Source organism: Yoonia sp. MH D7, from assembly GCF_054439475.1.
This window is the reverse complement of the sequence record NZ_JBTJCF010000001.1, coordinates 2,976,320-2,997,122: the sequence shown is the minus strand read 5'-3', so window position 1 is coordinate 2,997,122 and position 20,803 is coordinate 2,976,320. Positions and strand designations below refer to the sequence as shown.

Here is a 20,803-nt window from a genome sequence, read left to right as displayed (position 1 = left end):
CCCGCCGGAGGCTTCGACATATGCCACAGCCACCTATTCTTTGGTCATTCAGGCGCTGCCCTTATGCGATGCGCGCGCGGCTTGCGATTAAGGCCAGCGGGGTCCAGGTCCGGTTAAGGGAAATCCTGTTACGTGACAAACCGGTCGAGATGCTGCTCGCTTCTCCCAAGGGTACCGTTCCGGTGGTGCAAGCGCACGACTACGTCATAGACCAGAGCCTTGATGTTATGCGCTGGGCGCTTGCGCAAAATGATCCAGAAGGCTGGCTGAACCTGCCAGAAGGCGGTTTTGATTTGATTGCGCAGTCGGATGGGCCGTTTAAATCTGCGCTAGATCGTTACAAATACCATGTGCGTCATGTGGATGGCACACGAAAGGTCGCCCGCGCCGAGGGGGCTACGTTTTTGCGAACGTTGGATGGGATGCTTGATGGGCAGGATTGGCTATATGGAGCGCAATCTTTGGCTGATATGGCGATATTGCCGTTTGTGCGCCAGTTTGCGAATACCGATCGGGCGTGGTTTGATGCACAGGATTGGCCGCATTTGCAGCGCTGGTTGAATGCATTTTTGAAATCCGAGGCGTTTACGTCAGTGATGGAAAAGTATGAGCCTTGGCAAGACGGTCAAGATGACGTTTTATTCTAGCAACCCCCAAGGAGCCGTCCTATGAAATTACTGATGTCCCCCTCCTCACCCTATGTGCGTAAGGTCCGTGTTCTGATCTGTGAGGCCAACCTGAACGATACGGTTGAAGAAGTGGAAGTGTCGACAAGTGCGTTAAACACCGATGCATCGGTCGTGGCGGCAAATCCGACAGGGCGAATTCCCACGTTGATTCGCGAGGATGGACCAGCAATTTTTGATAGTCGTGTGATTACAAGATTTCTGAATGATCACGCGGGCGCAGGATTATATCCAGAGGGACGAATCTGGGAGGTTTTGACGCTAGAAGCTTTGGCTGATGCCATCATGGACTCGGCTGTGTCGATCGTCTACGAATCACGGTTGCGCCCGGAGGATAAGCAGTATGCCGTTTGGACGGACGCGCATTGGGGTAAGATTGCTCGCGCAATCGCCGATATCAATGGGCGTTGGATGAGCCATTTGGCTGGGCCCCTGGATATGGGTCAGGTAGGCGTTGCCTGTGCGCTGGGATATTTGGACCTGCGCCATGATGCCCGTGGCTGGCGCAACGGAAATGCAGCGTTAGCAGAGTGGTTCGCGGCGTTTGAGGCGCGTGATAGTATGGTTGCCACGAAGGTGTAGGATGGGTTTTAACCCATCCCGTAACGTTTAGAACTTAAAGCTAAGACCGAGGTTAACCGCGTTGGTAACGACGTCGGTTTTGAGCGTGCCCCCTGAGTCGAGGTCAGCGACGTTTTGGCTATATGTGCCTTTGTATTCGCCGAATACGGACCATTTGTCGTTGATCGGATAGCTTGCGCCAGCCAACCACGTTACCGCAGCGCCAGTCACTTGGTAGCCGAATGTTTCGCTTGCCCCGTAGGTGACTTCAACGTGTGGGATCGCGACCCCAAGTCCGCCACCGACATAGGGTGTGAAATTGCCAATTGCGTTTTGCCAGCGCCGATATGCGTTTACAGTCAGTGTGTTTAGCCCATCCGTAAATTCGAGCGTTTTATAACCCGCCTTTTCGAGATCGCCTTCATTGGGGTAAATTTTGTTATGTGTAAAATCAAGGCCGTAACCGAAGGACGGTGTTTTCCAGATTGTCGCACGCAGGCCGTAATAGATAGGCGCGTCCATAGATTTACCGACCCACCCCATCCGAAACCGATCGCTAGGGATGTCCGGATCGCCAGTGACCGAAACAACCGAATGCGGCGAGTTTTGGGCGCCGCTGTAAAAGCTAAGTTCTACTTCTGCGGACGCGCTAAGTGGCGCCAAGCATAAGAGGGCAGTTGCTGTTATAGTCTTGTTTAACATCGCGCATGGCTTTCATTGAGTATTCGTAAGATTAGTATGCCTGTGCGGGGATCATGACAAGCGGGTGTAACAATACTGTTAATCACCAATTGCCTAAGTGTCATCCCAGTCAAAGCGCCGCACCCTCATGTCCGCCAGCGCTGTGCTTTCGGCGCAAGTGAATTTCACCTCCAGCGATCGTCATTTCCGTTCATGATCTGTTTGTGATTTTTGTGCATGAGTGTAGTCTTATCACACCTGCGCCTTATTGTCCGCTGGACGGATAGGGTTTTGGTGGCTAAACACCGCCAGAATAGATAATGGGTAAACATTATTTGATTTTTCGTGTGGGTCGACGGGCCCCAACCACCGGAGATGCACCTCGTGTCACATGCAGAAGACCATCAAGGCACTCGCCGCGACTTTATTTACTATGCAACCGCAGGTGCGGGTGCAGTAGTTACAGGCGCGGCTGTTTGGCCCCTCGTAAACCAAATGAATCCATCCGCGGATGTCCTAGCGTTGGCTTCTATCCGCGTTGACGTCAGCGCTATTGACCCGGGAACACAGCTAACCGTGCTGTGGCAGGGTAAGCCGGTATTTATCCGCGCCCGCACAGAGGACGAAATCGCAGCCGCTCGCGCCGTTGATATGTCCGAGTTGCCCGATCAACGTGCAGAGAATGAAAACGCTGTTGTCGGTGCGGATGCATCTGATGAAAACCGCGCCCTGTCCGAGGACGGTGTCTGGTTGGTTCAGATGGGCATTTGCACGCACCTTGGCTGTGTACCTTTAGGTGAATCCGGTGATTTTGGCGGTTGGTTCTGCCCATGTCACGGTTCACACTACGACACATCCGGTCGTATTCGCAAAGGCCCTGCACCGCGCAACCTTCTCATTCCTGTTGCGTCCTTCGTGGACGAAACAACAATTCAACTCGGTTAAGGAGAGCAGAATATGTCTGGTATTCCCCACGACCATTATGAGCCGAAGTCGAACTTCACCAAAGGTGTTGAATCCCGTCTTCCGATCATCAGCCTGCTTTACAGCACGCTAACCGCCCCGACCCCGAAAAACCTTAACTGGATGTGGATCTGGGGCATTGTCCTTGCTTTCACACTTGTTTTGCAGATTGCGACAGGTATCGTGCTGGTCATGCACTACACGCCGCACGTTGATATGGCGTTCACCTCTGTTGAACACATCATGCGTGACGTTAATGGCGGGCATATGCTGCGCTATTTCCACATGAATGGCGCATCACTGTTCTTCTTTGCTGTTTATGTTCACATGTTCCGCGGCCTTTACTATGGCTCTTATAAAGCGCCACGCGAGATTACTTGGATCATCGGCATGTTGATTTATGTTCTCATGATGGCTGCTGGTTTCTTGGGTTATGTTCTTCCATGGGGGCAGATGTCCTTCCACGGGACGGCCGTTATTACAGGTCTATTTGGCGCGATACCATTCATCGGTGAATCGCTTCAGACTTGGTTGCTTGGTGCGGGCGCCGTTGGCCAACCTGCATTGAACAGATTCTTCTCGCTGCACTATTTACTGCCGTTCGTCATTGCTGGTCTTGTGATCGTGCACATCTGGGCGTTCCACCACACAGGCAACAACAACCCGACTGGTGTTGAAGTGCGTCGCGGCAGTGTTGATGAAGCCAAAAAAGACACACTGCCTTTCTGGCCCTACTTTGTGATCAAAGACCTGTTCGCCTTAGCTGTTATCCTGGCTATCTTTATGGCGGTTGTCGGCTTCATGCCGAACTACCTTGGTCATCCTGACAACTATACTCCGGCAAACGCGCTGGTCACCCCATCGCACATCGTTCCAGAATGGTACTTCCTGCCATTCTACGCGATCTTGCGGGCCTTCACCGCTGACGTCTGGGTTGTTCAGATCGTTAACTTCCTCAGCTTCGGCATTATTGATGCCAAGTTCTTTGGTGTGTTGGCGATGTTTGGCGCTATCTTTGTGATGGCACTGGCACCTTGGTTGGACACATCATCGGTTCGCTCTGGTCGGTTCCGTCCGATGTTCAAGTGGTGGTTCGCCCTACTGTCAGTCGACTTTGTTGTGCTTATGTGGGTCGGCGCGATGCCAACGGATGGTATCTACCCGTACATTTCTTTGCTTGGCGCAACATATTGGTTTGCATACTTCCTTGTCATCCTTCCGCTTTTGGGTGTGATCGAGAAGCCGCTGACACCGCCAGCAACAATCGAAGATGATTTCAACGCGCACTACGGTCCAAAAACTGACGGCTCAACCGTCAAACCGGCCGAGTGAGGAAAGGACAAATGAAGATGTTCCGTAAACTCACCCTAGCAACTGTTCTGGCGGTTTCCGCCAGCACTGCGGTTGCTGAATCCGAAGTGCACCTCGTCGACTTCGATTTCTCTTTCGAAGGCCCGTTCGGCTCCTTTGATCAAAACCAGCTACAACGTGGCCTGAAAATCTACACCGAGGTTTGCAGTGCATGTCACGGTTTGGAACTGGTCGCATTTCGCAACCTTCATGACGAAGGCGGCCCTGCGCTACCCGAAGACCAGATGCGCGCCTATGCAGACGGTTTAGAGGTCTTTGACCCAGCACTTGACGATGGCAATGGCGATTTCCGCAATGCTACTCCTGCGGATAAATTCCCGGGTTCGGGACTTGAAGCCGCACCTGACCTGTCTTTGATGGCGAAAGCGCGCGCAGGCTTTCATGGCCCATATGGAACAGGACTAAGCCAGTTGTTTAACGGGATGGGCGGAGCTGAATATATTGCATCGCTCATGATCGGCTACGAAGAACCGCCTGCGTGCGCGCCTGAAGATTTTGAAGGCTCGTATAACGCGGCATTTGCAGCCGGCGGCTTTCCCGAAGAGTGCATCGACGAGGAGGGTCATCATATGGTACCCGGCTCTTGGATCGCGATGGCACAGCCGCTTTACGGCGAAGATCTGGACTTTGACGATGGTCATTCCAACTCAATTGAAAATGAAGCAGAAGATGTTGCTGCATTCTTGATGTGGGCGGCTGAACCAAAAATGATGGCACGCAAACAAGCTGGTTTGACCGGCGTTCTGTTCTTGTCTCTTTTGTCCGTGCTTTTGTATCTCACAAACAAGCGGTTGTGGGCGCCACACAAGCATAAGCACGAAGACTAAGATTGCCTAGACTGTTACAAAGGCCCGCCAATTTGGCGGGCCTTTTGCGTTTGTGGTGGGATGGGTTTTAACCCATTTCTCCGAGATAGTCGCGCAGGGCCGGCGGAGGATTGGCGAAAATATCAACTGTATTTACAGGTGCAAATACGAGCCCGTCAGCGACAACACAGACATTATCAGCAATGCGTTTTGTGTCTGCTGGGTCATGTGTCACCATAATCACCGCGCGACCCGCCAGTCGCGATTTCACCAAATCCAGCATTTCTTCTTTCAACCGCGGCCCAAGTGCCGCAAACGGCTCGTCCAGCAGCACGATAGGTCGCCCTGCAAGCAGTATCCTCGCCAGTGCGGCACGGCTTTGCTGCCCACCTGAAAGCCCAGCGGGTTTACGTCCACCTAGCCCTGAAAGCCCGACATCTGCGAGCACATCCTCAACATGTTTTCGTTCAGCTGCTTTCAGTTTCAGGGTCGCGCGCAGACCCAGACCAACATTATCAGCGATTGTGAGATGTGGGAAAAGATTGTTATCTTGGAATAAAATACTAACAGGCCGCTTTGCCACGGCTAGGGCATCTATACGGGTTTCATTAAAAACTATTTCCCCGGAATCTACAAGCAAGAAACCCGCGATTGCAGAAAGAAACGTAGATTTTCCCGCTCCGGACGGGCCCATCAGTGCTGTGATCGTCGCTGGCTTGATTACAATATCGGCCCGCAGTCGAAATTCGCCTTGCACCAATTCAAGCTGATCAAATGTCAACATTGCCGCGTCCTCCTTTATCGCAGATCCAGAATAATCCAAGGCTAAGCGATAGCAACAAAAGGGCTGCTCCGGCTGCTGCGTCCATTTTATATGCTCCCATCAACCTATACATCGCCAGTGGAAGGGTTTCTTGGGCGTCCCCTGCAAAAAGTGTGATCACTCCAAGATCACCCATAGAAAGTGCCGCCGCCAATCCTGCGCCAAATCCGATCGGTGCGCGCAATCGTGGTAGCATAATGCGTATAATCCAAACCGATGGGTGCAACCCGAGCGACGCACCGAGCCTGCCGAAATCTGCCTCAACTTTCATGGCAGCAGGGCTCACAGCTCGAAGCGCAAAAGGCAGCGCCAAGGTTGCGTTTGTGACTGCGGTCACCGCAAGTGCAAGCTTTGCGGGGTTAGCGAATGGGTAGATCATCAGAAACAAGCCCGTGCCAATAACCAATGACGATGCCGCAAGCGGCAGCACCCCGACCATTGCGACCATCCGCCCGCCACGCAGCGCAAGTACCAGTGTCAGCACCATGCAGATCGTCGCCGATGCTATTGCGACGAGAATCGACCGCCAGGCCGCACGCCATATCTCTGGTGGCAGCTCGGCCAACCCCGGCAATCCGCGCCATATGACCATGCCGAGTGGGAGGATCAGGAATAAAACTGCGAGGCTAATGTAAATTCCGTCATGCACAGGGCTTCCATCCCATCGCCGCACGCTGCGATCCAGCCCTGCCCCTGACATATCAGCGATACTGAATTTCCATGCCAGAATCGCCGCGCCTGCACAGATCCCGAACTGCACGGCTGCCAGCAATCCCGCCCGTCCAAGGTCAAAATCAAACCGCAGCGCCTGATAGATGGCCAACTCCACCGTCGTCGCTTGTGGCCCGCCACCTAAAGTAAGCGCTACGGCAAAACTGGTCAGGCAAATCAGGAATACCACGAGGAACGCGCTGGGAAGCACCGAGCGCAACATCGGTCGCTCAATCAGGGTCCCCACGGGTGCGCCAAGACTGGCCGCAAGCCGGAACCGCTCTGACGGGATCGAGAGCCACGATTGGAGAATAAGTCGTGTGACCAGCGGCAAATTGAAAAACACATGCGCCAGCACGACCCCATGAAAACCATAGATGTTAATCAGCGGAATTCCGGCCCAACCAAGCAAAGAGTTCACGATCCCGCCACGCCCAAACACGGCTAAAATACCAAGAACAGCCACCACGACAGGCAATAAGAAAGGCGCGCCCAACAACGTGATCAGCAAAGATCGCCCCAAAAAAGTGCGACGCGCCAATGCCCGCGCCACAGGAACGGCCAGCAGGCAGCTCAGGGCAGCCGAGACGAATGCCTGACTGATTGTAAAGCGGATGGCAGACCAGTCAGCCGCACCTAGACCAGATGTCAGGTCAGCACGAAACAGCACGGCCCCCAGCGTTCCCAACGTCAACGCAAGCACAAGCCCGGCAGCAATGCCACCGGGCCAGCGCGGCGTTATTGAGAAAGGGCTGTGCGCCATTTGTCCAGTGCCTCTGCGCGCAAAGCCAATGCATCCTCGGACGAGAAGAGCAGTGATTTGGAAGGCGTCACCAAATCATCAAAACCGTCATGCAAACCGTCTGCCGGCATAACAGCCGGGTACATCCAATTGGTTGTTGGAATGATCGATTGAAACGCGTCGGACACCATGAATGCCATGAATTGATCTGCTAATTCCGGTTGGTCTGTGCCTGCTAGTTTAGCTGCGACTTCGACTTGTATGTAGTGCCCTTCGTCAAAGAGCCACGCAACTTTACTGCCGTCATCTTCCGCAATCAGATGGTAAGCGGGCGATGTTGTGTAAGACAAAACCCCATCCGCCTCTCCCTGCAAGAAAAGTCCATAAGCCTCAGACCAGCCGGGGGTCACAGTGACAATGTTATCAGCAAGATCTGCCCAAAGCGCGAGCGCATCATCGCCGTAGGCAGCCTGCACCCACATCAAAAGGCCAAGGCCCGGAGTCGAGGAACGCGGGTCTTGAATGACCACCTTGACGTCGCTGTCTGCAAGCGCCCGCAAAGACGTTGGTGCCGTCTCTCCCTTGTTGCCAACAAAGGCGAAGTAGCCCCAGTCAAACGGTAAAAACTCTGCGTCATCCCAAGCGACTGGCAAGTTGAACTCCGCGGTCACACCGTGTGGCCCAAATAGATTGGTTTCGCGCGCGCTTGCGGTCAGGTTTGTATCCAAACCCAACACAATATCTGCATCTGTGCGTGGCCCTTCCAGTTGCAAGCGTGCCAGCAAGGCAGCACCATCACCTGCACCCACAAATTGCAGGTCACAGGCGCAGATTTCTTCAAATGCGACCTCTATCGCGGGACCAGGACCCCACTCGCTCGTAAAGCTGTCATATGTTAAGACAGTCAGCACTGGCATTTCAGCTAAGGCAGGTGTTGCCAAAGCAAATGCCGCAGCAGCTGTCAGAATGATTGGTTTTTCCATCGTATCCTCCAAATGCGACGAGCGGATTGGGGGACAGCATGATTGCCAGACCTTCCCTCCGCCGGTCTTAACCGGTTCAGGTTCAACGGGTCCGCTTGCGCATCTCAGCCAAAATGGCCCCCCGAGGTGTCACTTTGGTAGGATGAATGTGTCGGATTGGCAAGTGGGTGTCGATGTCGAGGGAAAATAGCCACAATTGTGCTGTGCGTTAGATTGCTGGGCTTTTCCAAGGAGCAACTTTACCGTATCGCGAATACAAAGGAGCATTCCCATGTCGATGAACACATTTGGCCATTTTTTCCGGTTCACTACTTGGGGCGAAAGCCACGGGCCAGCATTGGGTGCGACGATTGACGGATGTCCGCCGAACGTGCCGATTGATGCGAGTATGATCCAGCAATGGTTGAACAAGCGCCGCCCCGGCCTGAATAAGAATACGACCCAGCGCCAAGAGGCTGATGAGGTCGAGATTCTGTCAGGCGTGTTTGAAGGTGTCACGACTGGAACGCCTATTCAGTTAATGATCCGCAACACCGACCAACGATCCAAGGACTATGGTGATATCGCGAATACGTTTCGTCCTGGTCATGCAGATATTACCTATCACCAAAAATATGGTGTGCGCGATTATCGTGGCGGTGGTCGTTCGTCAGCTCGTGAAACCGCAGCGCGCGTTGCGGCGGGCGGTGTGGCACGCGAGGCGATTGCCGCCATGGCGCCAAATGTTCAGATCAGAGGCTACATGACCCAGATGGGGTCAAAGAAAATTGACCACGCCAAAGTTGATTGGGACGAGATTGATCGCAATGATTTCTTTTGCCCTGATGCTGACGCTGCGGCGGAGTGGAATAACTATTTGGCATGGCTTCGGAAAGATGATCACAACTCTGTCGGGGCAATAATCGAGGTTGTTGCACGCGGCGTGCCTGCGGGCATCGGTGCCCCAGTTTATGGCAAGTTAGACACTGATCTGGCGGCCGCTATGATGTCGATCAATGCTGTGAAAGGTGTCGAAATTGGCGAAGGTATGAATGCGGCATCTCTGACGGGCCGCGATAATGCTGACGAGATTTTCATGGGGAACGACGGGCATCCCAAGTACTCCAGCAACCACGCTGGCGGTATTCTGGGCGGGATCAGCACGGGCCAAGATATTGTAGTGCGTTTTGCGGTCAAACCGACGTCTTCGATCTTGAGCCCTCGCAAGTCGATCCGCATGGACGGATCACCGATGGAAGTTATCACAAAGGGCCGTCATGATCCGTGTGTCGGCATCCGTGCTGTACCTGTTGGGGAAGCGATGATGGCCTGTGTGATTCTTGATCACCTGCTGTTAGATCGCGGCCAAACAGGTGGCGTCAGGGGTAAAATCGGATGATGCTACGCACTGCTCTACGAGCATATCTGAATGCAAATGGGAGTGGAGATGCGGCGCACGATGTGTCGCATACAGATCGGGTCTGGGCGAATGCGAAGGTCATTTCGGGCGGCGAGGAGCCCTGTGATATGGCAGTCCTTTTGGCGTCATGTTACTTGCATGATTTGGTTTCAGTGCCGAAAGATAGCCCGGAGCGGACGCGCGCCTCTAGGTTATCGGCGCAGGCCGCGCGCCCTGCGTTGGCTGGTTTTGGATTGACTGATCAGCAGATTAACGCGACATGCCACGCTATCGAAGCGCATAGTTTTTCGGCGAATATTACCCCCGAGACCTTAGAAGCCAAAGTTTTACAAGATGCGGATCGTATCGAGGCACTTGGTGCGATTGGGATCGCGCGTTGCTTTGCGACAACAGGTGTTTTGGGTGGTGCATTGTTTCATGGTGGTGACCCATTTGGCACGGCGCGCCCGTTGAATGAAAAGGCCTATGCCGTCGATCATTTTAAGGTCAAGCTGCTCGGCTTGCCCGCGACAATGCAAACTAAAACCGGACGGATGCTAGCGCAAGATCGCGCCAATGTTTTGCGCGATTTTCTAGATCAACTGGCAAGCGAGTTAGATGTGTCAGCCAGCGGTTGGTGAGGGCTTGGGAGGCGGCTGCTTGGATATTTGCACCGCCAAAATCGCGCCGGCAATAACGGCAACGCCCAATATATCGGCCCGACCTAAGGTTTCGCCCAACAAAACCGCTGCGATTGCGACGCCGAAGAACGGGTTGAGGAAGTGGAATGTCGACGCTTTAACCGCGCCCATCCGTCCGACAAGCAGGAACCAGACCCAAGTTGCAAGTAGTCCTGGCACCAGCGTTGTGTAAAGGAAGGCCACGATCAGTTGCCAGCTCCATGTCACCTCAAATGTTTCAAATACAATGGCTGGACCAGCCAGAAGCGCGCTGCCGACGAGCATTTGCAGCCCTACGATCATAAGAACGTTGCCGCCCGAGCTTGCACCTAAGACAGCGAGTGTCGCGACTGTAAGTGAGATCACACCAAAGATGCAGAGCGCCAAACCAAACGGGTCAACCCCGCCTTGAAGCCGCGCGCCCATGATGATGCTAACTCCGATGACGCCTGCAACCAATCCTATGATACCCAGAGGTCGGATGCGCTGCCCCATGAGCAGCCAGCCCGCAAGTGCGACGAGAAGTGGCATTGTCGAGGCGATAATCGCCGCAAGCGAGGCTTGGATCGTTTGCATCGCGATGAAATTCATGCCGAGGTAGAGTGCGTTTTGACAAAGTCCGAAAATGAAAACGCCGACCCACTGTTTGCGGCTAAGCTGCATGGTTTGTCCAAGCAGCTTAGCGATGATGATACCGACGATCCCCGACACCAGAAACCGCAGGCTCAATGCCGTAAGAGGTGGTGCGTATTCGACGATGATGCGCGCCGAGGTAAACGCGGACGACCACATCGCGGCAAAGGCGAGGCCCATAAGGATTGCTTTCATGTCCATCGCACGCACCTATTTCAAATATTATGATGGTCGAGAATGCAAAAAGGCCATCCAATCTGGACGGCCTTCTTACGAATTCTATAAATCACGACTTAGTCGTTAACTGAATCTTTCAGTGCCTTCGCGATTGTCATTTTGACAACTTTGTCTGCATCTTTTTTGATTTGCTCGCCAGTGGCAGGGTTACGCACCATGCGCTCTGGACGTTCACGGCAATAAATCTTGCCAACGCCTGGAAGTGTGACCGCGCCGCCGCCGGACACTTCGCGTGTGATCAGAGTACAAACGGCATCAAGCGCTGCGCCTGCGGCTTTTTTGTCTACGCCCATATCTTCTGCAAGTGCTGCAACAAGCTGTGCTTTCGTCATTGGTTTTGCCATTTTCTGGTCTCCATCTTTTCGCCCGATTTATTGGGCCTCATGTGCGCACAGTTAACGGCATCTTGTGCCCATCCACAACGAGTGTTGCGCAAAAAAACGCCCGTTTTAGCATTTTTTTGCAGCTTTTTACGACTTCAAAGGAAAGCTGTCTCTTCAAAGCTACGCAACTTGCGGCTGTGAATCCTCTCAAGGGGCATTTCGCGTAGAATTTCCATCGCCTGAATACCGATACGAAGGTGGCTTGCGACCTGTGTTTTATAGAAATCCGAAGCCATTCCCGGCAGTTTCAACTCGCCGTGAAGGGGTTTGTCGCTGACGCACAGCAGGGTTCCGTAGGGAACGCGAAACCGAAATCCGTTGGCCGCGATTGTCGCACTTTCCATATCCAGCGCAATAGCACGAGATTGAGAGAGCCGCTGTACGGGGCCAGAGTGTTCGCGCAATTCCCAGTTTCGATTGTCGATCGTCGCCACAGTTCCGGTGCGCATGATCCGCTTCAACTCAAACCCTTGCAGTTCAGTCACGTTTGCCACCGCCGTCTCTAAAGCGATCTGGATTTCAGCTAATGCAGGGATTGGGACCCAAATAGGCAAGTCGTCGTCAAGCACGTGATCTTCGCGCAGGTAAGCGTGCGCTAGAACATAATCACCTAGCCGTTGCGAGTTGCGCAGCCCAGCGCAGTGTCCGACCATTAACCACGCATGCGGTCGCAATACTGCGATATGGTCGGTTGCGGTTTTGGCGTTTGACGGACCGACACCGATGTTGACCAATGTGATACCGCCGCCGCCCTTTCGTTTCAAATGGTAGGTCGGCATTTGCGGTAGTTTGGCAGGAGACTGCATGGGCGCGCTAGGGTCGGTGATCTCGATGTTGCCGGTACCGACAAAACTGGTGTAGCCGCTATGAGGGTCAGCCAGAACATGTCGCGCATAAGATTCGAACTCTTCAACATAGAATTGGTAGTTGGTGAAAAGCACGTGGTTTTGGAAATGCTCAGCTGCGGTGGCCGTATAGTGTGACAGTCGCGAAAGTGAATAGTCGATCCGTTGTGCCGTGAAAGGTGCGAGCGGGTGCGCGCCGTCGGGATAGACAAACCCGTTTCCGTTTACGATGCTGTCATGGGTCGTGGAAAGGTCTGGAACGTCAAAACTATCGCGAAGCGTAAAATCCAGACTGCCGTCATGGGGAACAGATATGCTCGCGTTATTCGCCACTGCAAAATGAACGGGCATTTCAGTCGTGGAAACGCCGATCACAACAGGGACACCATGGCTTTCTATGATCAGGCCGATTTGCTGTATGAGGTAATTTTCAAACAAATCGGGCCGTGTGACCGTTGTAGAATACTCACCCGGTTCTGCGACATGTCCAAATGACAGACGGGAGTCGGTTTTAGCGTGGCTTGTCGTGGTAAACCGGATCTCTGGATAATAGGCACGAATGCGAGCGTCAGGTTGGCCGCTGGTAATCGCATCGTTGAAATTTTCGCCTAAAAACTTGGTCGCCATATCATAAAGCTCTTGCAGGCGTTTGACGGCGGCGTTGGCGTCCATGTAGGTCTCGTGTGCGGGCGCATCGGGCGTCCGGATTTTGATACTCATTCAGTGTCCTCAAATAGAGACGTGATCTCAAACTTTGTCACATCAACCAAGCCCAGATCAGAAATACGTAACGCGGGTATGACAACTAACGCCAATAGCGAATGCTGCATGTAAGCGTTATTCAGGGTGCAACCGCAAGTCGCCATGGCCGCGACCATCTCATCGGCTTTTGCTGCGACCTCGGATGCGGGTCTATCTGACATGAGCCCCGCGATTGGGAGTTTAACAAGCGAAAGTTCCTGTCCGTCTTTCCAGACCGTAACGCCACCACCAACCTCGCCCAAGCGGTTCGCGGCCAAGGCCATGTTTACGCGATCTGTACCGACCACAATCATGTGGTGGCTATCGTGCGCAACTGTTGATGCGATAGCCATATCGCCAGTGTATCCAAAACCGGACACAAAGCCGTTTACGACATCGCCCGTTGCCCGATGCCGTTCGACCAATGCGATTTGACAGGTACCATTTACGCCTTCAACAATGCCATTGGTGACAGGTAAATCAGCAGTTAACGCCTCTGTCGGCGCTTGGTTTTCGACAACACCGATGACTTTGGCGGTAACTGTGTTTTTCCCGTTGGGGGCGTAGATTTCAAAATCAGTGTCGATAAGAGTTTTGCCCATATTCACAGTTTCGCGTGCGCTGTCGGGCCATGCATAGTGCGGACAGCTCACGGTGATTTTACCGTCTTTCGCCACGGTTTTGCCGCGTGCGATGACATGTTCAATCGGGAGTGTTTTTAGATCCGACGTCAGGATCATATCAGCCCGCCTGCCCGGCGTGATTGATCCCAACTCCCGCTCTAATCCAAAGTGTGTGGCCGTGTTAATTGTGGCCATTTGAAGCGCGATTAACGGGTCGCAGCCACAGTCGATTGCATGGCGCACGGCACGGTTCATATGTCCTTCATTCACAAGCGTTCCAGAGTGACAGTCATCGGTACACAAGATGAAATTGCGCGGATCGAGCCCTTTTTCAGTTACGGCGGTTATCTGGCTTTTGACATCATACCATGCCGAGCCAAGACGCATCATTGACTTCATACCGAGGCGAACACCGGCGATTGCGTCAGCTTCGGCGGTTCCTTCGTGATCATCAGCGGGGCCACCGGCAACATAGGCCGAGAATGCTATTCCCTTGTCGGGGTTGGCATAGTGACCGCCAACAACCTTACCTGCGTTCATGGTCGCGGCCATTTCAGCAAGCATCTGCGGATCGCCGTTTACGACACCCGGGAAATTCATCATTTCACCAAGCCCGATAATGCCAGGCCACATCATTGCCTCAGCCACATCTTCGGCGGAAATTTTGAAGCCTGTCGTCTCAAGGCCCGGTGCGGAGGGCGCGCAGGACGGCATTTGGGTGTAGATGTTAACGGGCTGCATCAGCGCCTCGTCATGCATCATACGCACGCCAGCCAGCCCAAGCACATTTGCGATTTCATGCGGGTCGGTAAACATTGTTGTTGTGCCGTGCGGAATGACAGCGGCAGCGAATTCCGCGGGTGTCAGCATGCCAGATTCGATATGCATGTGCCCGTCGCAAAGACCCGGGATCAGAAAGCGGCCGTTTGCCTCGATGATTTCCGTATCCGGTCCAATGCAATGGGACGCGTCAGGACCAACATAAGCGAAACGCCCGTCTACCACCGCCACTTGCCAGCCATCCAGTATTTCGCGGGTTTGCACATTCACCAGCGTGCCACCTCGCACGACCAGATCTGCGGGACTACGCCCTGCTGCAACAGCGACCAAGCGGGGGGCAACTTCGGCCCAAGATTTCATGATGTTTTCCATCCCCAAATGTTTCACCGATTTTCAAATGGTTCAAGGGGGTCTTGCATTGGCCAATAAGAAAGGCCGCCAGCGTGATGCAAGCGGCCCATTTCAATCGTCAGATAGAAACCTTATTGGAGCGAGGCGATATAGGTATAAATATCGAGGGCTTCTTGCTCATCACGCACTTTATAGGCCATTTTACCGCGCGCACGTGGGTCACCCGTTACTTCGCGCAACCAACCGGTCGGGTCTAGAACATAGCCGACAAAGCTTTCTTCATCCCAAACCATGCCAGATTCACCAGCAACAAGAAGGCTATCACCGTAACGGAAACCTTCTTCGGAGCCAAGTGCGCGACCAACGATGCCGTACAGGTTAGGACCTGTTTTTGCGTTGCGGCCTGCCAGCACATCGCCAGCTTCATTGCGTACAACGTGGCAAGAAACGCACTGGCGGTTGAATTGCTCTTCGCCAGCGGCAATATCGCCCTCGGCAAATGCAGGAACGGCAAGAGCCGTGAAGATTGCAACAAGAGGGAGAGTTCTCATGTCCATTTTCCTTTTAATCAAACGACCACAGGGACTATCCCCGCTTGAGTCGTTACTTAGTGGCCTATATGCCGATATCAAATAGCAAGTTAGTGGTCATGTGCGATGCCCATTGCCTCGACATTAAAAACAATTGCGACATCGCCTGCATTCTCGAACGTCAATATCGCAGGGATTTCTTCGCCGATCTCAAAAGGGTCCCCTTTGAGACCCATGAACATCACATGCTTACCGCCTGGTGAAAACGTCACACTGCCCCCCGCTGGCACCACAATACCCTCAGCAAGGTGCATCATCGTGGCAACACCATCAGCCAAGGTGGTGTCATGCATCATCACACGCGGAAAATCGGCCGTCACTGTAAGTAAACGGTCATCGGTATCGCCGTTATTGGTCACGCCAAAGTAACCTGCGCCCGACATGGCAGACTTTATGGTTTCATGCGCAACAGGATGGTCGATCACAAGATCCCCCACCTTGTAGTCATGTGCCACTGTGATTGCCGGTAAGGAAATAAGCGCTATGGAAAGTAGTATGTTCGCTGTCATTTGATGTCCTTTACATCGCCAAAATAACCCAGCAATCCACCTCATACCACCCCGACATTAGCGCCAAAGCGTCGCAGGGCTAATTTCCGTTGCGCTGGCACTTACTCTGAAGAAACGCGATCATCCACTTTTTCCACGCGCACCGCTGAGAACTTAAACTCGGGAATTTTACCATAAGGATCAACCGCAGGGTTGGTCAGGATATTCGCCGCTGCCTCGACAAAAGCGAACGGCAAGAAAACCATATCAGGCGAAACCGCACGATCAGACCGCGCCATAATGGCGATGGTTCCACGCCGCGTCGTCAACCGTAACATGCCACCCGGCTCGATGCCTAGCTTGCGCAGCGTTGAAGGATGAAGCGAGCAGTTTGCTTCCGGCTCCATTGCATCAAGCACCTTTGACCGCCGCGTCATCGACCCTGTGTGCCAATGCTCTAACTGCCGTCCAGTGGTCAGGATCATCGGGTATTCGGTATCTGGCGCTTCGTCAGGGGCGATCAGATTCGCAGGTGTGAATTTTGCGCGCCCGTCCTGACGCGGAAATCCGTCTGCGAATACGATCGGCTGCCCGGGGTCTGTGGCAGAAAGCGACGGATAGGTCACCGCGCCTTCCCGTTCCAAACGATCCCAACTGATGTTTTCAAACGATTTCATCAATTCGGCCATTTCCGCAAAAACTTCGCGAGGATGCGTGTAGGTCCAGCCAAGCCCAAGGCGTTTGGCTAGCTCCACTTCAATCCACCAATCTTCTTTCGCTTCACCCGGCGGCGCAACAGCCGGACGGCCCATTTGGACCTGACGATTCGTGTTGGTCACAGTGCCGGATTTTTCTGCAAACGCTGAGGCAGGCAAAATTACGTCAGCGTAGTTGGCCGTTTCAGTTATAAATATGTCTTGCACAATCAGGTGTTGGAGTTTTGCAAGCGCATCACGCGCATGTTCTACATCAGGATCGGACATCGCGGGGTTTTCGCCCAAAATATACATGCCGCGGATATCACCGTCATGCACGGCATCCATAATCTCGGTTACGGTCAGACCTTTTTGCGCAAGTAACGGCTCGTTGATCGCATCACTGTTTAAATCACGCGCCCAGACATCAGCAAACCGCGAACGAACACCATCGTCAGCAACGGACTGCATGTCAGGCAGGAACATCGGTATCAGCCCCGCATCAGAGGCACCCTGCACGTTGTTCTGGCCGCGAAGTGGATGCAGACCGGTGCCAGACCGACCCACGTTGCCCGTCATTAAGGCGAGACTGATCAGACAGCGCGAATTATCAGTGCCGTGGATGTGTTGACTGACGCCCATGCCCCAGAAAATCATACCTGCCTTGGCGCCTGCAAATGTGCGCGCCACGTCACGCAAAACTTCCGGTTCGATGCCGCAAATTGCGGACATTTTTTCAGGGGTGAAGTTGGCGAGATGGGCCTTTTCGGCTTCCCAATTTTCCGTGAACTTTGAAATATAGGCAGCGTCATATAGCTCTTCTTCCACGATGACATGGCAAATCGCGTTCAACATCGACACATCTGCTCCGGGCCGGAATTGCAGCATGTGCGAGGAGTGGCGTTTGAGCGCTTGCCCACGCGGGTCCATCACAATTAACTTGCCACCACGTTTGGCAAACTGCTTGAAATATGTCGCTGCAACTGGATGGTTTTCGGTCGGGTTTGCACCAATCACAATCGCCACATCGGCGTTTACGATCTCGTTGAATGTCGCGGTTACTGCGCCCGATCCTACATTCTCCATCAGCGCTGCGACAGATGAAGCATGGCAAAGACGCGTACAGTGGTCGACATTGTTATGTCCGAATCCTTGGCGGATCATCTTTTGGAATAGATATGCTTCCTCGTTGGTACATTTTGCCGAGCCAAAGCCCGCAACAGATGCGCCGCCATTGACTGCCTTCAGGTCCAACAGGCCCTTTGCTGCGAAATCGAGGGCTTCGTCCCACGATGCTTCGCGGAAGAATTCGGTGTAATTCCCCGGATCCACGTTCAACCCCTTTGCGGGGGCATCATCGCGGCGGATTAGCGGTTTTGTCAGGCGGTGATCATGATGAATGTAATCGAACCCAAAACGTCCTTTAACGCACAGTCGCCCTTCGTTTGCGGGGCCGTTGATACCTTCGACGAATTTGACCTTACCGTCTTTGACCTTAAGCGAAATTTGGCAACCGACGCCGCAAAACGGGCAAACACTATTGGTCTCGCTATCAAAATCTGCGCTATCACCCACCTGGTTTTCGTCAGTGACAGTCGCAGGCATCAAGGCCCCCGTTGGGCAAGCTTGCACACATTCGCCACACGCCACGCAAGAGCTATCGCCCATTGGGTCATCCATGTCGAAAACGGGATAGGCATTATGGCCGCGCCCCGCCATACCAATTACATCGTTGACCTGCACCTCCCGACACGCGCGCACGCACAACCCGCACTGAATGCACGCATCAAGATTGACGGACATAGCAACATGCGAGGAATCGAGGAGCGGCACGAAGTCAGTCTCTAATTTTGGAAAACGGCTGGTTGTGGCACCTTGTGCATCAGCCATATCCCAAAGATGCGAAGATTTATCATGTGCGGTCTCTTGAGCCGGTTGATCAGCCAAAAGCATTTCCATGACCATTTTGCGCGCCTGCACTTCACGCGGCTGACTTGTGGTCACAACCATGCCGTCGGCAGGTTCGCGAATGCAGGATGCGGCCAATGTTCGCTCGCCTTCAATCGCGACCATACAGGCACGGCAGTTCCCATCAGACCGGTAGCCCGGTTCAGGTTTGTGGCAGAGATGCGGAATAATCAAGCCACGTCCGTTGGCAACCTCCCAGATCGTCATGCCTGCGTCAGCCTCGACCGATTTACCATCAAGTGTAAATGTAACTTTTGACATCAGATTTCATCCTTGAAATGGGTCATGACCATCTTGATCGGGTTGGGGGCGGCTTGGCCTAACCCGCAGATCGAGGCGTCGACCATCGCGGTTGAAAGTTCTGTGAGAAGCGCCTGATCCCATGTGTCAGCTTGCATTAGCTTGACCGCTTTTTCACAACCGACACGACAAGGGGTGCATTGCCCGCAACTTTCGTCTTCAAAGAACCGCAGCATATTTAGGGCAGCATCGCGGGCACGGTCTCGCTCTGAGAGAACGACCACTGCAGCGGAACCGATAAAGGTGCCGTGCGGTTGTAGCGTGTCAAAATCTAGCGGAATGTCATTCATGGATGCAGGAAGCAAACCAGAAGAGGGCCCACCCGGCTGGTAAGCTTTGAACACCTCTCCATCCGCCATACCGCCGCAAGCCTCAATAATATCGGTAATGGTAGACCCCGCGGGTAAAAGATACATACCCGCATTTTTGACACGACCCGACACCGAGAAACTGCGCAAACCTGTGCGCCCGTTCTTTTCGACACTATTCAGAACGTCAGGGCCTTCTCGCACGATCTTGGCAACCCACATCAGGGTTTCGACGTTATGGACCAGTGTAGGTTTTCCAAAAATACCAACTTGCGCGACAAACGGCGGACGATGGCGCGGAATACCGCGCTTGCCTTCGATACTTTCGATCATCGCAGACTCTTCGCCGCAGATATAGGCGCCGGCCCCGCGTCGCAGATCGATATAACCCTTTTCGATAATGCCCGCCTCTTCCAGTCTGGCGATTTCAACGGCCAGAATGTGCAGGACGGCAGGATATTCATCGCGCATATAGATGAACGTCTTGTCCGCCTCGACCGCCCATGCAGCAATCAGCATGCCCTCAAGAAACAGATGCGGATGGCGTTCCAGATAGTGGCGATCTTTGAATGTACCAGGTTCGCCTTCGTCACCGTTTACGGCCAAGTAACGAGTACCCTCGTTCGCCCGCACAAAACCCCACTTGGTGCCTGACGGAAAGCCAGCGCCGCCAAGACCGCGAAGCCCGCTTTCTTTAATTTTTGCCTGCACATTTTCCCAATTGCCGTTTGTGCGTAGCGCTGTCAGCTCGGAATAACCGCCAGTTGCAACGTAAGCGCCAAAATTTTCGTAGTTGGGGATCGTCGCGTGAGTGTGGCCGCCCGCAATCGCTGCTTTAACTTTTTCAAAGGTGGCCTCGTCTATATGCGCGTGACCCAATTCTAGCACCGGCGCGGTATCGCAACGGCCCATACATGGCGCACGCAAAACGCGGACTTCGCTGGCATCCAACCCGCCTTCCAAGGCTTTTCTCAACTCTTGGGCGCCCGCCAATTCGCACGACAGACTGTCGCAAACGCGGATAGTCAGGGCCGGTGGCGCCGCCTCGCCCTCTTTCACAATATCAAAGTGGGCGTAAAAACTGGCAACCTCGTAAACTTCGGCTTGGGACATGCGCATTTCTTCTGACAAGGCGCGCAAATGTGTTGCGGAAAGGCAACCGTGTGCGTCTTGAATCAGGTGTAAGTACTCGATCAAAAGGTCGCGGCGGCGCGGCTTGTCGCCCAATAACGCGCAAACTTCTGTATGGGCGGTATCGTCGAGTTGGCGGCCTTTCGTCGTGTGGCGTCCCTTGCCCTTGCCCGACTTCCAAACGCCCTTGAGATCATCCAATGCCATTTCCTTACATCCTTTAGTTCCGCCCTTGATTCAAATGTTTAGCTGTCTGCTGCTTTTAACGACAGCGCAAATACGACACTCGGGCATCAGCTTGCGTTCCGAATGTGTGCAAAAATGGTCTGAGCGTTTCCTTTACGC

General features: G+C 53.6%; 19 protein-coding genes and 1 riboswitch. Of the genes, 7 read left to right on the top strand and 12 right to left on the bottom strand.

Going from position 1 to position 20,803, the window contains the following annotated elements; all coding sequences use genetic code 11:
* Positions 1–20 precede the first annotated feature (20 nt).
* Positions 21–647 carry a glutathione S-transferase gene (locus ACXLHR_RS14890; RefSeq protein ID WP_458792175.1) on the top strand — a complete coding sequence of 209 codons (627 nt, stop codon included), beginning with the start codon at positions 21–23 and terminating at the stop codon, positions 645–647.
* Between the two features lie 21 nt (positions 648–668).
* Positions 669–1,268, top strand: coding sequence for a glutathione S-transferase (locus ACXLHR_RS14885; protein WP_458792174.1), 600 nt, complete (start codon positions 669–671; stop codon positions 1,266–1,268).
* Positions 1,269–1,295: 27 nt separating this feature from the next.
* Here ACXLHR_RS14885 and ACXLHR_RS14880 read toward each other — a convergent pair whose 3' ends face one another.
* A complete protein-coding gene (locus ACXLHR_RS14880; protein WP_458792173.1) occupies positions 1,296–1,910 on the bottom strand; it encodes an outer membrane protein in 615 nt (204 codons plus the stop codon).
* 402 nt (positions 1,911–2,312) lie between these two features.
* Here ACXLHR_RS14880 and petA point away from each other — a divergent pair, with 402 nt between their 5' ends.
* From petA to ACXLHR_RS14865, 3 genes are read left to right on the top strand one after another with little or no spacing between them, the layout of a single operon-like run.
* Positions 2,313–2,873, top strand: coding sequence for a ubiquinol-cytochrome c reductase iron-sulfur subunit (gene petA / locus ACXLHR_RS14875; protein ID WP_458792172.1), 561 nt, complete (start codon positions 2,313–2,315; stop codon positions 2,871–2,873).
* 12 nt (positions 2,874–2,885) lie between these two features.
* On the top strand, positions 2,886–4,223 hold the full coding sequence (locus ACXLHR_RS14870) for a cytochrome b (protein ID WP_458792171.1): 1,338 nt from the start codon (positions 2,886–2,888) through the stop codon (positions 4,221–4,223).
* An 11-nt stretch (positions 4,224–4,234) separates the two neighbouring features.
* Positions 4,235–5,089 (top strand): cytochrome c1, encoded by an 855-nt coding sequence (locus tag ACXLHR_RS14865; RefSeq protein ID WP_458792170.1) that lies wholly within the window; start codon positions 4,235–4,237, stop codon positions 5,087–5,089.
* 67 nt (positions 5,090–5,156) lie between these two features.
* Here ACXLHR_RS14865 and ACXLHR_RS14860 read toward each other — a convergent pair whose 3' ends face one another.
* From ACXLHR_RS14860 to thiB, 3 genes are read right to left on the bottom strand one after another with little or no spacing between them, the layout of a single operon-like run.
* Positions 5,157–5,852 (bottom strand): thiamine ABC transporter ATP-binding protein, encoded by a 696-nt coding sequence (locus ACXLHR_RS14860; protein WP_458792169.1) that lies wholly within the window; start codon positions 5,850–5,852, stop codon positions 5,157–5,159.
* Positions 5,839–7,365, bottom strand: coding sequence for a thiamine/thiamine pyrophosphate ABC transporter permease ThiP (locus tag ACXLHR_RS14855; RefSeq protein ID WP_458792168.1), 1,527 nt, complete (start codon positions 7,363–7,365; stop codon positions 5,839–5,841). Before ACXLHR_RS14855 ends, ACXLHR_RS14860 begins: the two co-directional genes overlap by 14 nt.
* Positions 7,341–8,327, bottom strand: a complete 987-nt coding sequence (thiB, locus tag ACXLHR_RS14850) for a thiamine ABC transporter substrate binding subunit (protein WP_458792167.1) — start codon at positions 8,325–8,327, stop codon at positions 7,341–7,343. The genes ACXLHR_RS14855 and thiB overlap by 25 nt, the downstream gene beginning before the upstream one ends.
* Positions 8,328–8,363: 36 nt before the next feature.
* A riboswitch (TPP riboswitch) is annotated at positions 8,364–8,461 on the bottom strand.
* A 137-nt stretch (positions 8,462–8,598) separates the two neighbouring features.
* On the opposite strand from thiB, the gene aroC reads away from it, so the two are divergent.
* A complete protein-coding gene (aroC, locus tag ACXLHR_RS14845; protein WP_458792166.1) occupies positions 8,599–9,705 on the top strand; it encodes a chorismate synthase in 1,107 nt (368 codons plus the stop codon).
* A 62-nt stretch (positions 9,706–9,767) separates the two neighbouring features.
* Complete coding sequence (locus ACXLHR_RS14840; RefSeq protein ID WP_458792165.1) at positions 9,768–10,346, top strand: HD domain-containing protein; 579 nt, start codon at positions 9,768–9,770, stop codon at positions 10,344–10,346.
* On the opposite strand, the gene ACXLHR_RS14835 is transcribed toward ACXLHR_RS14840, so the two are convergent.
* The 8 genes from ACXLHR_RS14835 to ACXLHR_RS14800 all read right to left on the bottom strand — a co-directional run bounded on the left by ACXLHR_RS14835 (position 10,329) and on the right by ACXLHR_RS14800 (position 20,665).
* Positions 10,329–11,219 (bottom strand): DMT family transporter, encoded by an 891-nt coding sequence (locus ACXLHR_RS14835; protein WP_458792164.1) that lies wholly within the window; start codon positions 11,217–11,219, stop codon positions 10,329–10,331. The genes ACXLHR_RS14840 and ACXLHR_RS14835 overlap by 18 nt on opposite strands.
* Before the next feature lie 92 nt (positions 11,220–11,311).
* Complete coding sequence (locus tag ACXLHR_RS14830; protein WP_458792163.1) at positions 11,312–11,599, bottom strand: HU family DNA-binding protein; 288 nt, start codon at positions 11,597–11,599, stop codon at positions 11,312–11,314.
* 134 nt (positions 11,600–11,733) lie between these two features.
* Positions 11,734–13,203, bottom strand: coding sequence for an AMP nucleosidase (locus tag ACXLHR_RS14825; protein WP_458792162.1), 1,470 nt, complete (start codon positions 13,201–13,203; stop codon positions 11,734–11,736).
* The gene (locus ACXLHR_RS14820) at positions 13,200–14,999 is read right to left on the bottom strand and encodes an adenine deaminase (RefSeq protein ID WP_458792161.1); all 1,800 of its coding nucleotides are present in this window, start codon (positions 14,997–14,999) and stop codon (positions 13,200–13,202) included. The genes ACXLHR_RS14825 and ACXLHR_RS14820 overlap by 4 nt, the downstream gene beginning before the upstream one ends.
* 110 nt (positions 15,000–15,109) lie before the next feature.
* On the bottom strand, positions 15,110–15,529 hold the full coding sequence (locus ACXLHR_RS14815; protein ID WP_458792160.1) for a c-type cytochrome: 420 nt from the start codon (positions 15,527–15,529) through the stop codon (positions 15,110–15,112).
* A gap of 89 nt (positions 15,530–15,618) precedes the next feature.
* Positions 15,619–16,077 (bottom strand): copper chaperone PCu(A)C, encoded by a 459-nt coding sequence (locus tag ACXLHR_RS14810; protein WP_458792159.1) that lies wholly within the window; start codon positions 16,075–16,077, stop codon positions 15,619–15,621.
* Positions 16,078–16,178: 101 nt separating this feature from the next.
* Positions 16,179–18,980, bottom strand: a complete 2,802-nt coding sequence (gene fdhF / locus ACXLHR_RS14805; protein ID WP_458792158.1) for a formate dehydrogenase subunit alpha — start codon at positions 18,978–18,980, stop codon at positions 16,179–16,181.
* A complete protein-coding gene (locus ACXLHR_RS14800) occupies positions 18,980–20,665 on the bottom strand; it encodes an NAD(P)H-dependent oxidoreductase subunit E (protein WP_458792157.1) in 1,686 nt (561 codons plus the stop codon). Before ACXLHR_RS14800 ends, fdhF begins: the two co-directional genes overlap by 1 nt.
* Between the last annotated feature and the right edge of the window lie 138 nt (positions 20,666–20,803).

Bases quoted from the DNA above. Each gene is read 5' to 3' on its own strand.
- ACXLHR_RS14890 (WP_458792175.1), top strand. From the start codon at position 21: ATGCCACAGCCACCTATTCTTTGGTCATTCAGGCGCTGCCCTTATGCG.
- ACXLHR_RS14885 (WP_458792174.1), top strand. From the start codon at position 669: ATGAAATTACTGATGTCCCCCTCCTCACCCTATGTGCGTAAGGTCCGT.
- ACXLHR_RS14870 (WP_458792171.1), top strand. From the start codon at position 2,886: ATGTCTGGTATTCCCCACGACCATTATGAGCCGAAGTCGAACTTCACC.
- ACXLHR_RS14865 (WP_458792170.1), top strand. From the start codon at position 4,235: ATGAAGATGTTCCGTAAACTCACCCTAGCAACTGTTCTGGCGGTTTCC.
- ACXLHR_RS14860 (WP_458792169.1), bottom strand. From the start codon at position 5,852: ATGTTGACATTTGATCAGCTTGAATTGGTGCAAGGCGAATTTCGACTG.
- ACXLHR_RS14855 (WP_458792168.1), bottom strand. From the start codon at position 7,365: ATGGCGCACAGCCCTTTCTCAATAACGCCGCGCTGGCCCGGTGGCATT.
- thiB (WP_458792167.1), bottom strand. From the start codon at position 8,327: ATGGAAAAACCAATCATTCTGACAGCTGCTGCGGCATTTGCTTTGGCA.
- aroC (WP_458792166.1), top strand. From the start codon at position 8,599: ATGTCGATGAACACATTTGGCCATTTTTTCCGGTTCACTACTTGGGGC.
- ACXLHR_RS14835 (WP_458792164.1), bottom strand. From the start codon at position 11,219: ATGGACATGAAAGCAATCCTTATGGGCCTCGCCTTTGCCGCGATGTGG.
- ACXLHR_RS14830 (WP_458792163.1), bottom strand. From the start codon at position 11,599: ATGGCAAAACCAATGACGAAAGCACAGCTTGTTGCAGCACTTGCAGAA.
- ACXLHR_RS14825 (WP_458792162.1), bottom strand. From the start codon at position 13,203: ATGAGTATCAAAATCCGGACGCCCGATGCGCCCGCACACGAGACCTAC.
- ACXLHR_RS14820 (WP_458792161.1), bottom strand. From the start codon at position 14,999: ATGGAAAACATCATGAAATCTTGGGCCGAAGTTGCCCCCCGCTTGGTC.
- ACXLHR_RS14815 (WP_458792160.1), bottom strand. From the start codon at position 15,529: ATGAGAACTCTCCCTCTTGTTGCAATCTTCACGGCTCTTGCCGTTCCT.
- ACXLHR_RS14810 (WP_458792159.1), bottom strand. From the start codon at position 16,077: ATGACAGCGAACATACTACTTTCCATAGCGCTTATTTCCTTACCGGCA.
- fdhF (WP_458792158.1), bottom strand. From the start codon at position 18,980: ATGTCAAAAGTTACATTTACACTTGATGGTAAATCGGTCGAGGCTGAC.
- ACXLHR_RS14800 (WP_458792157.1), bottom strand. From the start codon at position 20,665: ATGGCATTGGATGATCTCAAGGGCGTTTGGAAGTCGGGCAAGGGCAAG.